The organism is Brucella sp. TWI559, from assembly GCF_039674265.1.
Lineage (GTDB): Bacteria > Pseudomonadota > Alphaproteobacteria > Rhizobiales > Rhizobiaceae > Brucella > Brucella chromiisoli.
In genome coordinates, this window is sequence record NZ_JBDJNE010000001.1 from 651,650 (window position 1) to 664,729 (window position 13,080).

Sequence of the window (13,080 nt, forward strand, 5' to 3'; positions counted from 1 at the left end):
AAATGATTGCTTATGAGTGCTCTGCAACGTAAGGGCGCGCCAACACAATTTTCCATTTCCGCCCATCAATACGAATAAATTATGGCGCTGAAAGCAGCGCTGTCTGTGTGTTTTCAGTCAACTTGATGGCCTGAGTCCGGGAATAATTATGTTGTATTTAATGACATAAGAAGAAACCGGCCACTTTAATGTAATGTGGTTTGACAATTCTATTGCAAATGACACTATTCATTGTTAATTGCATCGTTTGTAAGGTGGGGTGGGGATAAGAAATTCGCGCAGACGGCATTCAGGTTTTTGAGAGCCATAATCTGTTTGATGCTAAGACGACCAAAAAGGAAATAAAATGGAAAACTCTGAAGTTTACGACGAGAGCGCAGAATTGCTTCTCAGCCTGACTGCTGATGTTGTTGCAGCTTATGTCGGAAATAATTCTATTCGCGCAAGTGAACTGCCTCTCCTGATTTCAGAAGTACATGCTGCTTTCAAGAGCCACGTTGCTCGTGAAGAAGCGCCTGTCGTTGTTGAAAAACCAAAGCCGGCCGTAAATCCGAAGAAATCGGTTCATGATGATTACATCATTTGCCTCGAAGACGGCAAAAAGTTCAAGTCGCTGAAGCGTCACCTGATGACCCATTACAGCCTGTCTCCTGAGCAGTATCGTGAAAAGTGGGATCTTGATCCTAACTATCCAATGGTTGCTCCGAACTATGCTGCAGCACGTTCGCGTCTTGCAAAGAAGATGGGTCTGGGCCGTAAGCCTAAGGACGCATAATTTAGAGCATAATCCGACCGGAGCGAAGCGAAGGTCGTTAAGATTGTGCTTCAAATAGAAAAATTTAGAGCTTTGATCTGTTTTAATCAGATCGGAGCTCTAATTCGTTACGTGTTGTAAAACAGGTTGAGTGTAGCCCGGCATTGATATGCCGGGCTATTTTTATTTGAATTTTATTCGAGCGCTTATCTCGCTATGCCTGATACGGTCTTTCTCTTCATTGTATTTATTTCTCCGCCAAGCCTGTCGAGGGCCTGCTTCAAAGCGATATGTCTGTTGAGATCGTAGCTCCAGTGGCCACTGATGCCCTTCAGGCGCTCGCGCTCGATCAGCCGGATAAGCTTGCTTTGCGCTTGTTTTTGTTGGTCTTGCGGGGCGCTCAAGAGATTATCCATATCGATACCGGCGATAATCTGTAGTGCGATGCGCTGCATGGAGTTCATACGCTCCTGGCTGCGTGCTGCCAGAAATGCCTGGCAGGCTTTACGAAGAACAATTTCCATTTGGTGATCTTTCATGGGTTCGTGATGCGTACCGATGATAGGATCACCGTCTTTGGCGGCTGTTGGATAAAATTCCTATTTTTTGATAAAATCTCTGGATAATGAAGTGTCTTAATGCTTCAATAAACTTATCCCCACTTGCAGAATCCTCATTATAAGAACATATTCCTATAATAGTGAGGAAAGATGAATGTCTCTGAAATTTTCGGATATCATCCATACCCGCGCAGAAGCTGTAGAAGCTTTACGAGTCATTGCAGCGCGACACGGACGAACGCTTAACCCGGATAATTCCGGTCCTGCTTTGGGGCGCAGGCGTCAGGAGAAAAACGTGGAAATCTGTGATGCGCTTATCGATTTATTGTCTGCTTATTTCGCTGTCAGTGGCGCAGAATTACGGTCGCCTTTGCGATGCAGGAGAGAAGTGGCACAGGTTCGACAATTGGGAATGTATCTCGCACATACTTCATTCGGAATGGTGATGCGTGAGGTGGCTGTCGGTTTTGCCCGCGATCGTACGACGGTTATGTATGCCTGCCACCTCGTGGAGGACAGGCGCGATGATGAGGATTACGACGCTGTGGTTGCGACGCTGGAAAAGGTTGTTAATCAAGGGTTCTCGGCGTGGAGGATGGCAGCATGAGCACAACATATTCGACGTCCGAAGCCCGGATCATTCGTTTTCTCAGGCAGGGTGGCTGCGAGATGCAGGATTCGGTCCGCGAAACACATGTTTTGCTGGTTGGCGAGCAGGGAAATATAGCCGTAACGCGTGTCGAACTGGATGCAATGCAAAAGCGCGGCATTGTGATTTGCGAAGGCGAGCGCTTGGTGATTTCAGGCTATACGCGCAAGACTGCGGCGAAAAATCCAAAACCTGTGCGCAAGACAGAAACCGTTGAGATTGAGCACGGTGAAAAGGTTGAAATCAACCTGTCTGAATCTCCGCTTGCGAAACTTTATCGTCTTCGCAACGCAGATGGTGGAAGTTTCATTTGTGAAGATGAATTTCGCGCAGGCGAGAGATTACGGGCCGATTTTACCCGTGGCGCTATGATGCCATCCATGTCAGCGCGCTGGGATGTCGGTGTTTCTGGTTCCACGCGTTCGGGGCCGGGTGGGATGGTGGAACTCACCGATATTGCGCTGGCAAGCCGGATGCGCGTGGAGCGGGCGCTGGATGCCGTTGGCCCCGAATTAAGCGGCGTACTGATTGATGTATGCTGCTTTCTCAAAGGACTTGAAACGGTAGAGCGGGAACGACAGTGGCCGGTGCGTTCTGGCAAAATGCTGCTGAAAATGGGACTTTCTATGCTACACCGACATTATAATCCACAACTCGCAAAAGAATGCCGATCTCCGGTGATTCTGCATTGGGGTTCTGATGACTATCGCCCGACTGCAAGCCCGGCAAAGGGCTGATCGCAATTTGAATATGGAAACGAAAATGCAAAGCTGTCGGCAAAATCTGGAGACAATTCTGAAAGAGCTTGAGACGAGCGCGAAAAATGGGTGCGTCTTCAGTGTTGTCTATCAGGAGACGGCGCGTTTTGAGGCTAGCGCGTCTGAGCAACGTGCGAAAGAGAGGCGTGTTCTTGGTCCGCTTGATGGCCGGATCGTTTCGATCAAAGACCTGTTCGATGTGAAAGGAGAGCCAACGCTGGCTGGCTCCGTCATTCGCAAAACGGCTGCGCCTGCGCATACGGACGCGATTATTGTGCAACGCCTGAGAGCTGCGGGTGCCATCATCGTCGGCAAGACCCACATGACGGAATTTGCGTTCACCGCAGTGGGGCTCAATCCGCATTATGGCGTTCCGGCAAATGCCGTCGATCCAACACGTGTGCCGGGAGGGTCGTCGTCCGGTGCTGCGGTCTCTGCTGCGCAGGGCACCAGTGAAATTGCGATTGGTTCTGATACAGGCGGTTCCGTTCGCATTCCGGCGGCACTCAATGGTTTGGTCGGTTTCAAGCCGACCGCAAAACGCATTCCGCTCCAAGGTGCCTTTCCGCTCGCTCCATCGCTTGATTCGATTGGCCCTTTAACGAAAAACGTGAGCGACTGCATTCTTGTCGATGCGGTAATGGCAGGCGATAGCCGGGTTTTGCCTGTTTTTGCGTCTGTGGAGGGGCGAACAGTAGGGCTGCCTGCTGGCCTTTTGCTGCACGACATGCAGCCGGAGGTCGCGACCGCTTTTGATCTGGCGGCGAGCACGCTCGAAAAAGCCGGAGCACGAGTTGTAAGAATTGAACTGGATGATCTTATTCTTGCCTTTTACGAAGCGACCCGCATTGGCTCAATTGCCGGTATTGAAGCGAGCCGTGTTCATGCGCAAACTTGGCTGAAAGACCCTGACGCGAACGTCGATGAGAGGGTAAAACATACGCTTGTAAAGCGTCTTAACGTCTCCAATGAAGCCTATAACCAGCTGATGGATACACGGTTGAAGCTGATTGAAGAAATGGATCAGCGGCTGCGCGACATTGATTTTTTCATCGCGCCAACAACGCCGATTGTTGCACCAACCATCGCATCGGTCAGTGGAAACCCTGCCGAATATGATCGGGTTGAAGAACTGTTATTGCGCAATACGCAGATTGCCAATCAGTTCGATCTTTGCAGCATTACACTGCCGATGCCTGTTTCAGGGATGCCGGCAGGCCTGATGATGAGCGCACGCAATGGCGCTGATAAAGAGCTGCTCTCAGCCGCGCTTGCAGTCGAAAAACTGTTAAGCTGAAACACGGAGAATTTCTGCATCCCTGCGAATACGCGCCACCATGGAGCGAAGGCCATTAGAACGCTGTGGCGTTAAATGCTCATCCAGTCCGAGCTTCTTAAGCAGGTCTTCGGGATCGGATGCGACGATTTCCGATGCCTTGCGGCCTGAATAGAAGGCAAGCACAATGGCCACCAGCCCGCGCACGATATGGGCATCTGAATCGCCCAGAAACTCCACAATCGGGTCATCGCCCTCATGTGGAATGGTTTTGAGCCAGACTTGACTGACACAGCCCTGCACCTTGTGTGCGGCATCGCGGGCATCTTCCGGGTAGGCAGGCAATTCTTTTCCAAGATCAATCACATAGCGGTAGCGGTCTTCCCAATCGTCGAGAAATTCGAAGTCGGAGATAATGCTGTCTATCGTGGTGGTCATGACATTCGCCTGAATAAAATCTTGGATAAGCCATCTATATAGGGACAAAAGCCGCTAAGGTCACGGAAAACTGTTTCGCACTTTTCAGGATGTGCTCTGGGCTCTGTCTGCATTCACGGGCTTCGTTCATCTCGCTTGCGCTCGCAATGCGCTTGCACGCGGCGTGGGGACCGGAATGGTCTGGAGAGACGTCTTTGAAGGCTCTGTCAGCGGCTCCTGCTTTGTAACAGTGGCAGCAGGTATCTCATGCTTTGTGCCGATGCGATCACTCAGATATTCGAGGATACTGCCGCTGCGGTGTAGGATTCCGCTGGCTGCACTTGAAAGCAAAGACGTGCCATTTTCGCACAATGCAGGATTGTTGGCGCAGAGCTTTCCAACTTCCAATGCCGTTTTGCCGTTTGCAAGCAGTTGATTGATGGAGTCTGGCTTTGCCATTGCTTCAACCGAAGCAGCATTTTTAGATGACGTGTTTTCTTTGTCCGCAGGAAAGAAGTGCGGCATGACAATAAATGCCAGCGACAACCAGAATACGGATTTGATGAGAAAACGGATCATTACGCTCGGAGTTTGTTGGCCGGGATTGGTAATGGCATTGTCTACGTAATTTGAAAAGATTCCGTAACCGTAAGAATCGCTGGTGTCTTACGCCTGATTGTGGCGCGCCTTGAAAGGCAATCGGGACTGCCCATATCCACCATCTGTTTACCATAGCGGAAAAACACCCGCGCCGAACCGTCAGATTCTGCATCAAGTTGCTGAAGATGGCTTCGTTTTATCGTTTCTTTAAAGCCTCACCTGCATTCTGGCTTTCAGAGGTTCTTCCGCGATGGATAAACCGAGCGAGTATTGAGTGAGTAAGGCAAGTTGAACGCCATTCTTTTGAACGCAGCACAGATTCTCGGCACGAAGGTGCAGACGTTGGCGCGTTTTCACGAACGTTTTTGCCAGCGTTGGACTGACCAATCGGATGCCGTAGCGCTTCGCACTGTCGGCTCATTTATGCTCATGCCCACCCTTCTGTTTGCAGCCGTGCTCGCATCGGGCTTAACGACAGATTTTGCAGCCATTGCTGTTCTTGCCGCAAGTTTTGCTGGCTTTGCGATGATTCTATGCGCGCTCAGCCTCATGGGTTTGAGCGTTGCAGCACTTGGAGCGTTGAATTTCTTGGCCTATGGCGCCGGTCTTGCCGCAATTTCAATGTTTCTAAATGCCAGCAATGTCGCGCTTTGGATAATAGCAGCAGCCTTGCCGCTGGAAATATGGTTTGTCAGCCGTAAAATTCCGCCTGTGCTTGCAGCGACTGGCTTGAGCGCCTGCGTTTTAAGTTTCTTTGCGCTTAAAGGTGGCATATCCGTTGCACCCGCATCGCTGATCATTTTGATACTTTATATGATGAGCCTTATAGCGCGCAGTTTTGCGATTAAATCTGCACTTCAATCAAAGCCGCTTGTGCAGCATCAACCTGTTGTCGCGGAAGGCGGTGTGCGACTCTGTCTGGATATCGAGGGCGTTCTCACTCAAGTTGATGCGCAGTCCGCAGCAGTGCTGGGCGTGCAGCCACACAATCTTGAAGGCGTTGCGTTGATTGATCGGATCCATGTTGCAGATCGCGTGCAATATTTGTCGCTTCTGGCGGACCTGCGTTCAGGACATGCATCACAGCCAGCGGATATTCGTCTGCGCATGCTGGAAAACGGCACTCCGGTTTTTCTGGCCTTCCGTATGGAAGGTGCTGCCAGCAACGGAATTATCACCCTGGTCGGCCGTTCGCTCGAAGGCGAACATAAGCTGCTTGAAGAAATCAATGCGCTGAAAGCGCAGCTTGAAGCGGAACGGATCAGCAAGGGACGTTTGCTTGCAACCGTCAGCCATGAACTGCGCACGCCGCTCAATTCGATCATCGGCTTTTCGGATATGCTCTCGCACGAAATGGGCTGTCAGTTGCAGAATGAAAAACAGCGCGAATATGCTGGTCTCATTCATAAGTCGGGCCATTATCTGCTCGAGCTGGTCAATTCTGTGCTTGATAATTCAAAGCTTGAAACTGGCACTTACGGCATTGAGCCACAGAATATTAATTTCAGGGAAGTGGCTGAACTGTGTGCGGCTGTTATGCTGCCGCAGGCCGAGAAAAAGGGCATCGCTTTTTGTCATCGTGTGAATGCGAGCACCGGTGATCTGGTGGCGGATCGCCGTGCGCTACAGCAAATCTTGATCAATCTTGCAGCCAATGCCGTGAAATTTACGCAAACCGGTGGATGCGTCACGATCGATGCTGCGCGTGTAATGATCAATGGGCGTCCACATCTCGAAATCGTGGTCTCTGATACCGGCATTGGCATTGAACCGGAAGATATGCAGCGCATCGGGGCGCCATTCGTGCGCGCAGACAATCACTATACGCGCGCGCAAGAGGGCAGCGGCCTTGGCCTTTCGGTGGTCAAGGGGCTGGTGGAACTGCATCAAGGCTCGATGCAAATTAAAAGCTGTGTGGGCGAAGGAACGGTCGTAACGGTCCACCTTCCGGTTGCAGGCCCACAAAAACTGCTCGAACTGGGCGCTTTGGGAGAAGAAGATCAACAGCAACTTGGCACGGTTATTGACATGCACCGTCACCAGGGAGAACGGAATAATGACTGGCAGAAAGACGAAAACCGGGAACAAAGCCCAGAGCGGATCGACGCGCAAGCCCGCAAAACGGCATAGCCTCGGTCGCCGTCTGCTCAAGTTCTTCTTCAGTTCGGCTTCCGCGCTGGCGATTTTCGCTGGTAATGTCATCGTGCGCAATCCTGTGCTTACAGGCGGAGCCACAGCGTTTATCGTGGTGATGGGGTTTGTTTCGGCCAATGCGCTTTGGTATCAGCCAGAAGCGCATAATGCCGTGTTTTTCAAAACCCGTGCGAATTTTGTTTTCCAGGCAACGCCACGTGCGGTGCTGCCTGGAACGGTTGTTGATAAAAAGCATGAAACTGCCAGCATAGAAACACCACAGACAGTGCCGTCGCAATCAGTGGCGGAGAGCGCAGAATTGTCGCCTGATCGCCTGCAAGTGACAGGCTCTATTGATGAAATGCTGCCCGCTCTTGCACCAAATGCCGATCTGGAGATCGCGCGATTACAACAAAGATTGTTGACGCTTGGTATTTATCAAGGCGCCGTCGATGGCTTCACCGGCCCCCAGACGCGTGAGGCAATTGAGCGGTGGCAGGCACTTCAGAAGAAGCTCGGTGTTCCTGCACAAAATGCTCCGGTACAAACGCCATCGCAAGATGATGTTGCAAAGGTCATCGATCTGGCCATACCGACACCGCGTCCCGAACCTGCCGTGTTGAAAGTCAGTGAAACAGCAAATCGCGCGCCCGATCTTGCATCGCTGGAGCGTAAACCAGCGCCGCAAAAGAAGCATGCGGCATCGGCACCGGCCATTGAGCAGCAGGCAAGGATTTCCTCTCAGGATATTGTCCGCGTGCAGGCGGGCCTTAAAGCTTTCGGCAATGAAAAAGTGAGCGTTGACGGGGTTCCCGGTAAGTCGACGCAGGATGCCATTCGTGAATTCCAGAAATTGTTCAACCTGCGCGTCACGGGAGAAGTCGATGCTGCACTGATTTCCAAGATGCGCGAAATCGGGTTGATAAGCTGATGCGTGTTACATCTGATTTCTGGGTGTCGGCTTTAATCCGCAGAGTGCAGGGCGAGGGCGGATTTGCCTATCTCGCGCGTCGTGGCTCCAAAGAGGCCGGTGCGATCTTCATCAAAGTCAGTTCGCGCCTTGGAACATGTGATCTATATTCGCCCGCACCGCAGACGTCTTATGATGAAGACGATGATGGAGAACGCATGTTTTTGCGCATTCTCCACGAGGTGGATGATCTCAAAGCAGGGGAGCGCATGGAGCGCGAAATTCGCTTTGATCCAGATCTTTGGTTGGTTGAACTGGAAGATCTGGCTGATCCGGCAAATCTATTTTCTATTTCACCGGATGATCTATAAGTTTGATCGTGCTGTAGCGGTATTTACATCCGCGGCAGTCGCCATCTCGCGCAACTTGCTGCGCAACAGTTTCGACATGTCATCAGCCTTCCAGCGCCGCACGAGCATGACAGCTTTTTCGCGGTCAATCGAACGATACATCTGAACGAATTCGCGCAAATGATCGCGACTGGCTGCAATCGGCCCCAAAAGCGCTGACATGATCATGAAACATTCCGAAGCGGATATTCCAAGTGCGCGCAGTGCGATAGGCAAATGTGTTTGCGGCCATTGCCCGATAATGTGATCGGCGCGCTCAAAAGATACATCAAGCGAATCGGCCAGCGCCGTCCGGAAAATCTGATCATCGATGAGCAAAGCCGTATCGATAAGATATTCAGGTGCCCAGAGTGCGCTTGTACCGGAAAGCGATGACGCAAAGGGTGAGCCGTCATCCGGCTTTTCAATTGTGTATTCTGACGTGACGGGCTTTTCAGGTTCAAGGCCCGCGAGATTTTCCTGCAGGGCCAGCAATCGATTGATTGCCGGATCATCGAAGCTGCGCAGAACATTTTTCAGCAACGGGTCGTCAGACTGCCTGCGAGCAACAGCGCGGGCATGGTCCAGCCCATTCTTGGCGATGATGTCGAGCAAATCTTCGGATCGCAAAACCGGCGAACGCAAAAGGATTGGTGCGGAAATCTCGACTGGCTCGCTTGCAAGCGAAAGAATGAGCCGGCGCGGCGCGTCTTCAATCTGAGCAAGTGCGTGGGCGGCTTGCCGTTTTCCGCGTGTGGTTGCGCGTTCAATGAGCGGAAATACTAGATCTTCAAGCTGATGCGCATCGTGACGGCTGGGGCGTGTGATGGAGGCAAACGCAGCTATTGCAGCGCCCAGAAGGTCGTCTGCTTTGCTGCTGTCAGCTCTTGAATGTGATTGGCTCCGGTTCGCTGAAATCTCTTCCAGCACGCGGAACTGATCATTTGTCACGCAAAATTACTCCACACGACCTAAAACTACGAACGCCATCTGCCACAAGTCGGCAACCTCGATAATAGGTATGAAGCCTTAGCAACTCATTAACCGTGCGTAAGAAAGTGTCTGTTTCGCAGGGAGTTAACCCGCTTCATATGGTGTGCAGTTTGCTTGTGTGAAAAAGTCCTGGACCTGCTGACCCCAGCTCGCATCAGGAACGAACCCCCGCAGGAGAACCGCACCTTCGCCGGCATTCAGTTCAATAATGATGGAACGGCCATCATTCTGCAGACCCTCGGCACGAAGCGCTGCAACACCAAGCGGATCGGCAATGATCAGATCAAGCTGCCGGTCAGTCGACACATTATCATTGAGGCTGTAAAGATTATCGCCATTGGGTGCGTAAACCGATAGCGACCAGAAAGGTAGATTGCCTTTTGCGGTGATCTGTACGGGGCCATCGGTCAGGTCAAACCGGCATGCGGCCTGTTCTATGAGTGGGTCCTGATCGCTGACAAGCCCCGATGTGTCGGAAAGCATATAGAAGCGATAAGGCTCGCCCAAAGCTTCCAGATGTGACCACGCATTCTTGCTCGAATAAAGCGGAACCAGCAACAACACCGCAATATGCACGATTGCAGCGCCGACCAGACCAAGCACCAACAGGCGGAGCACCTTAGCCACGACAAGCCTCCCGTCCGGTAATTGGCAGAATGCGTGGCATGACGAGATCAGTCAGCCCGGACGAACTTGCAGCCGGTGTATCATAAAGTGTCATGACAAGCACGAAACTGCCACTGCCTTCAACGGGCAGCCAGTTATCCGGGCTGGCATCTGGCCCCACTGTGATTTGAATGCTGCCGTCATTGTCATAAAGCACTTCACGTGAGTGCAGCGCAGGTTGCAGACCTTCGCGGGGGGTAAGTGGCTCAAGGTTCGGATCGGCCGGATAGAGCGTCCAGAAACGTGCCGGTGGTGTCAGTCCGGTAAGGCGATAACTGCACCCGCGCCGCAATTCCGCTCCATGGCTATCACGACGCGCATAAAACGGTAGCCCTTCAGCTGTTCCGAGTGCAAGCGAGGCTTTGCGCGCGGCGCGCGCCTTTGAATAAGGATCGGCCTGACTGGTACCGGAGGCGGGGTAGGCATTCCACGCGTCAAGCTGCAATTCACCGAACCCGTCAAAATGGTCCAGCGTATAATCGGTCACCCATATACCGCCGCCAATTGCAATCGTGAGCACGGCCAGAACTTTGAGAATTGTTTTCAGCATTCTGGACTCAAAGAACCGATATTTTTGTTCGTCCCGCAAGCGAGGGAACGGGCGGCGAACTGAGGAATTTGTCGCGCAGCTCTTTAAGCGTTTTTGTCGCGGCGGGTGAGAGAACGCGCGGTGGAGCGGCCATCATTTCCTGCGGGCTTGCCGTTGCCGCAAGCGTTGCCTGGGGCGTCTTTGCAGGGGCGGGGAAGGCAGGCGTGATACCGGGTATTGGCTTTAGCTCGATATTCTGATGCGCGTAATTCATCATGCGCTGCCATGCCATCGCAGGCAGAACGCCACCGGTAAGCTCTTTCATCGGCGTGAAATTATCATTGCCGAACCAGACTGCGGCTGTGAAATTTCCGGTGAAGCCGACAAACCATGCATCGCGATAGTTCTGCGTCGTGCCTGTTTTGCCGCCAACCCGCGTCATGGAAAGGGCTGCGCGGCGTGCCGTACCGCGTTCTGGCACCTGCACAAGCATTGAGTTCATCTCAAACGCTGCTTTTTCGGACAGCGCACGATGCGGCTTTGGTGCATCGCGGGTAAAATCCCATAACACTTTTCCATCTGCCGATATGATCTGCGTAAAGCCATGGCGATTGCCAGCCATTCCGCCATTGGGAAAGACGTTAAAGCCGGTTGCCTGATCCATCACCGTCATTTCCGATGTGCCGAGCACCATGGTTTTATGCGAAGAAATGGTTGATTCCACCCCCATGGCTTTTGCAAGTGCAACAATGGGGGCAGTTGTGAGATGATCGCGCGCAAGGCGCACAGGCACCGAATTGAGCGAGCGCACAAGTGCTGTTGTGAGATCAACGCGTCCGGCAAAGCTGCGGCCATAATTGCGTGGTGACCAGTTGCCCCAACTAATCGGTGCATCGGAAACGACCGTGCTTGGCGTCAGACCTTTTTCCATCGCGGCCGCATAGACATAAGGCTTGAAGGACGATCCTGCCTGCCGCAGCGCTTTGGTTGCGCGATTAAACTGGCTCTCGCCATAGTCGCGCCCACCGACAAGCGCACGCACCGAACCGTCATTGGCTATGACGACGGTGGCTGCTTCCGAGACATTATACTCTTTGCCATTCTGGCGCAGATAGAATTCGAGCGATTCCTCAGCCGCTTTCTGAATGTTGCGGTCGAGTGTCGTGCGTACGGTGAGCGTATGCTGGGGAAGTTTTCCTGCAACTTTTTTGACTTCTTCGAAGGCCCAGTCCAGGAAATAGTCGGGGCTTTCATTTTTTGCACGGTCGATGATGCTGGCAGGGTTGCGGCGCGCAACAGCCACCTGGCCATTGCTCATGAAGCCGCTTTCAACCATGTTGGAAAGCACCACATTGGCGCGTGCGCGTGCCGCAGGCAGATTGACATGCGGTGCGAATTTCGCAGGCGCTTTGAAAAGCCCGGCCAGCATGGCGGCTTCTGCAAGAGTGACATCTTTGACGTTTTTACCGAAATAAAACTCGGAGGCAGCAGCAATCCCGAATGTACCGCCCCCCATATAAGCGCGGTCGAGATACAGTTGGAGAATCTCTTTCTTGGTGAGATTGCTTTCAAGCCAAATGGCGAGGAAAGCTTCCTTGATCTTGCGTTCAATCGTCCGCTCATTCGAAAGAAACAGGTTCTTGGCAAGCTGCTGCGTGAGGGTCGAGCCGCCTTGCACCACGCCATTGGCACGCAGATTCTGATTGAGCGCGCGGCTGAGCCCCCAGAAATCAATGCCATAATGATCGAAAAAGCGACGATCTTCCGTACCAAGCACTGCTTTGATGACATGATCGGGCAGTTCATCAATCGGCACTGCCTGACGATGCAAAATCCCGCGTTGGCCTATTTCATTGCCATATCGATCGAGAAAGGTGACGGCATAGTCATCCTGCGCACGCCAGTCTTTTTTGGTTTCTTCAAAAGCTGGAAGTGCAAGTCCGAGCATAAAGACGGCGCCAATCGTGCCAAGCGTAAAGCCTTCATCCAGCACTTCCACGACCAGACGTCGAAAGCCGCGAACACGAAATCTGCGCGAGAAAATAGTGATATTTTCCCACCATTCACGTGTATGAGAACGCAGATTATAGAGGCCGGAATCGATCCAGGCATCAAGTCCTATAAGCCGGGAAACCCGGAAGGGCCGGCGGCTTTTTTTGTTAGAACTTTCATCGGCCGTTTTACGCATGAACTCTACTTTAAAGCCGTAAAATTTATGAAACGAGCGAAACCTGCTCGCGGATAATAGCAGATTAATAAGTTATAACTCATTTTAATTCGTAAACAGAGTCGACAAAAGTCGATATGAAAAAAATCATAAATAGGAAAATAGTCCTTGACGGCGTAACGGTGCTTTGCTACCAATTAGATACGGTCAAGAAATTGTGACTGATACCGATGAGAGCTTCGATACCCCTGGCTTTTATCGATATTTACAAAACCCCGG

At 52.0% G+C, this 13,080-nt stretch carries 14 protein-coding genes; 7 read left to right on the forward strand and 7 right to left on the reverse strand.

The genetic code is table 11. From position 1 onward, the window contains the following. The first annotated feature begins 346 nt into the window (after positions 1 to 346). Positions 347 to 775 carry a Ros/MucR family transcriptional regulator gene (locus tag ABE530_RS03055; protein ID WP_265983175.1) on the forward strand — a complete coding sequence of 143 codons (429 nt, stop codon included), beginning with the start codon at positions 347 to 349 and terminating at the stop codon, positions 773 to 775. Positions 776 to 960: 185 nt separating this feature from the next. On the opposite strand, the gene ABE530_RS03060 is transcribed toward ABE530_RS03055, so the two are convergent. Then, a complete protein-coding gene (locus ABE530_RS03060) occupies positions 961 to 1,278 on the reverse strand; it encodes a cytoplasmic protein (RefSeq protein WP_499693533.1) in 318 nt (105 codons plus the stop codon). Between the two features lie 196 nt (positions 1,279 to 1,474). On the opposite strand from ABE530_RS03060, the gene ABE530_RS03065 reads away from it, so the two are divergent. From ABE530_RS03065 to ABE530_RS03075, 3 genes are read left to right on the forward strand one after another with little or no spacing between them, the layout of a single operon-like run. Then, positions 1,475 to 1,921: a helix-turn-helix domain-containing protein gene (locus ABE530_RS03065; RefSeq protein WP_265983854.1), complete on the forward strand. Its 447-nt coding sequence runs from the start codon at positions 1,475 to 1,477 to the stop codon at positions 1,919 to 1,921. Then, the gene (locus tag ABE530_RS03070; RefSeq protein WP_499693534.1) at positions 1,918 to 2,700 is read left to right on the forward strand and encodes a DUF6456 domain-containing protein; all 783 of its coding nucleotides are present in this window, start codon (positions 1,918 to 1,920) and stop codon (positions 2,698 to 2,700) included. Before ABE530_RS03065 ends, ABE530_RS03070 begins: the two co-directional genes overlap by 4 nt. 25 nt (positions 2,701 to 2,725) lie before the next feature. Beyond that, entirely contained in the window at positions 2,726 to 4,018 is a 1,293-nt protein-coding gene (locus ABE530_RS03075; protein ID WP_499693535.1) for an amidase, read from the forward strand. Here ABE530_RS03075 and ABE530_RS03080 read toward each other — a convergent pair. Together ABE530_RS03080 and ABE530_RS03085 are read right to left on the reverse strand one after the other, a co-directional pair. After that, complete coding sequence (locus ABE530_RS03080) at positions 4,010 to 4,435, reverse strand: SufE family protein (protein ID WP_265983179.1); 426 nt, start codon at positions 4,433 to 4,435, stop codon at positions 4,010 to 4,012. The two genes, ABE530_RS03075 and ABE530_RS03080, sit on opposite strands and share 9 nt — an antisense overlap. 126 nt (positions 4,436 to 4,561) lie before the next feature. Then, complete coding sequence (locus tag ABE530_RS03085; protein WP_265983180.1) at positions 4,562 to 4,993, reverse strand: hypothetical protein; 432 nt, start codon at positions 4,991 to 4,993, stop codon at positions 4,562 to 4,564. Between the two features lie 309 nt (positions 4,994 to 5,302). Between ABE530_RS03085 and ABE530_RS03090 the strand changes: the two genes are divergently transcribed. From ABE530_RS03090 to ABE530_RS03100, 3 genes are read left to right on the forward strand one after another with little or no spacing between them, the layout of a single operon-like run. Beyond that, positions 5,303 to 7,144 carry a sensor histidine kinase gene (locus tag ABE530_RS03090; protein WP_499693536.1) on the forward strand — a complete coding sequence of 614 codons (1,842 nt, stop codon included), beginning with the start codon at positions 5,303 to 5,305 and terminating at the stop codon, positions 7,142 to 7,144. After that, a complete protein-coding gene (locus ABE530_RS03095) occupies positions 7,071 to 8,078 on the forward strand; it encodes a peptidoglycan-binding domain-containing protein (RefSeq protein ID WP_499693537.1) in 1,008 nt (335 codons plus the stop codon). The genes ABE530_RS03090 and ABE530_RS03095 overlap by 74 nt, the downstream gene beginning before the upstream one ends. After that, positions 8,078 to 8,428, forward strand: a complete 351-nt coding sequence (locus tag ABE530_RS03100) for a DUF1491 family protein (RefSeq protein WP_499693538.1) — start codon at positions 8,078 to 8,080, stop codon at positions 8,426 to 8,428. Before ABE530_RS03095 ends, ABE530_RS03100 begins: the two co-directional genes overlap by 1 nt. On the opposite strand, the gene ABE530_RS03105 is transcribed toward ABE530_RS03100, so the two are convergent. From ABE530_RS03105 to ABE530_RS03120, 4 genes are all read right to left on the reverse strand, one after another. Further along, a complete protein-coding gene (locus ABE530_RS03105) occupies positions 8,423 to 9,397 on the reverse strand; it encodes a DUF2336 domain-containing protein (RefSeq protein ID WP_499693539.1) in 975 nt (324 codons plus the stop codon). The two genes, ABE530_RS03100 and ABE530_RS03105, sit on opposite strands and share 6 nt — an antisense overlap. Positions 9,398 to 9,523: 126 nt before the next feature. Continuing rightward, positions 9,524 to 10,066, reverse strand: coding sequence for a DUF1254 domain-containing protein (locus tag ABE530_RS03110; RefSeq protein ID WP_265983187.1), 543 nt, complete (start codon positions 10,064 to 10,066; stop codon positions 9,524 to 9,526). After that, positions 10,059 to 10,655: a DUF1214 domain-containing protein gene (locus ABE530_RS03115; RefSeq protein WP_499693540.1), complete on the reverse strand. Its 597-nt coding sequence runs from the start codon at positions 10,653 to 10,655 to the stop codon at positions 10,059 to 10,061. Before ABE530_RS03115 ends, ABE530_RS03110 begins: the two co-directional genes overlap by 8 nt. A 7-nt stretch (positions 10,656 to 10,662) precedes the next feature. Then, a complete protein-coding gene (locus ABE530_RS03120; protein WP_499693541.1) occupies positions 10,663 to 12,822 on the reverse strand; it encodes a transglycosylase domain-containing protein in 2,160 nt (719 codons plus the stop codon). Between the last annotated feature and the right edge of the window lie 258 nt (positions 12,823 to 13,080).

Bases quoted from the DNA above. Each gene is read 5' to 3' on its own strand.
- ABE530_RS03055 (WP_265983175.1), top strand. From the start codon at position 347: ATGGAAAACTCTGAAGTTTACGACGAGAGCGCAGAATTGCTTCTCAGC.
- ABE530_RS03060 (WP_499693533.1), bottom strand. From the start codon at position 1,278: ATGGAAATTGTTCTTCGTAAAGCCTGCCAGGCATTTCTGGCAGCACGC.
- ABE530_RS03070 (WP_499693534.1), top strand. From the start codon at position 1,918: ATGAGCACAACATATTCGACGTCCGAAGCCCGGATCATTCGTTTTCTC.
- ABE530_RS03075 (WP_499693535.1), top strand. From the start codon at position 2,726: ATGCAAAGCTGTCGGCAAAATCTGGAGACAATTCTGAAAGAGCTTGAG.
- ABE530_RS03080 (WP_265983179.1), bottom strand. From the start codon at position 4,435: ATGACCACCACGATAGACAGCATTATCTCCGACTTCGAATTTCTCGAC.
- ABE530_RS03085 (WP_265983180.1), bottom strand. From the start codon at position 4,993: ATGATCCGTTTTCTCATCAAATCCGTATTCTGGTTGTCGCTGGCATTT.
- ABE530_RS03095 (WP_499693537.1), top strand. From the start codon at position 7,071: ATGACTGGCAGAAAGACGAAAACCGGGAACAAAGCCCAGAGCGGATCG.
- ABE530_RS03100 (WP_499693538.1), top strand. From the start codon at position 8,078: ATGCGTGTTACATCTGATTTCTGGGTGTCGGCTTTAATCCGCAGAGTG.
- ABE530_RS03115 (WP_499693540.1), bottom strand. From the start codon at position 10,655: ATGCTGAAAACAATTCTCAAAGTTCTGGCCGTGCTCACGATTGCAATT.
- ABE530_RS03120 (WP_499693541.1), bottom strand. From the start codon at position 12,822: ATGCGTAAAACGGCCGATGAAAGTTCTAACAAAAAAAGCCGCCGGCCC.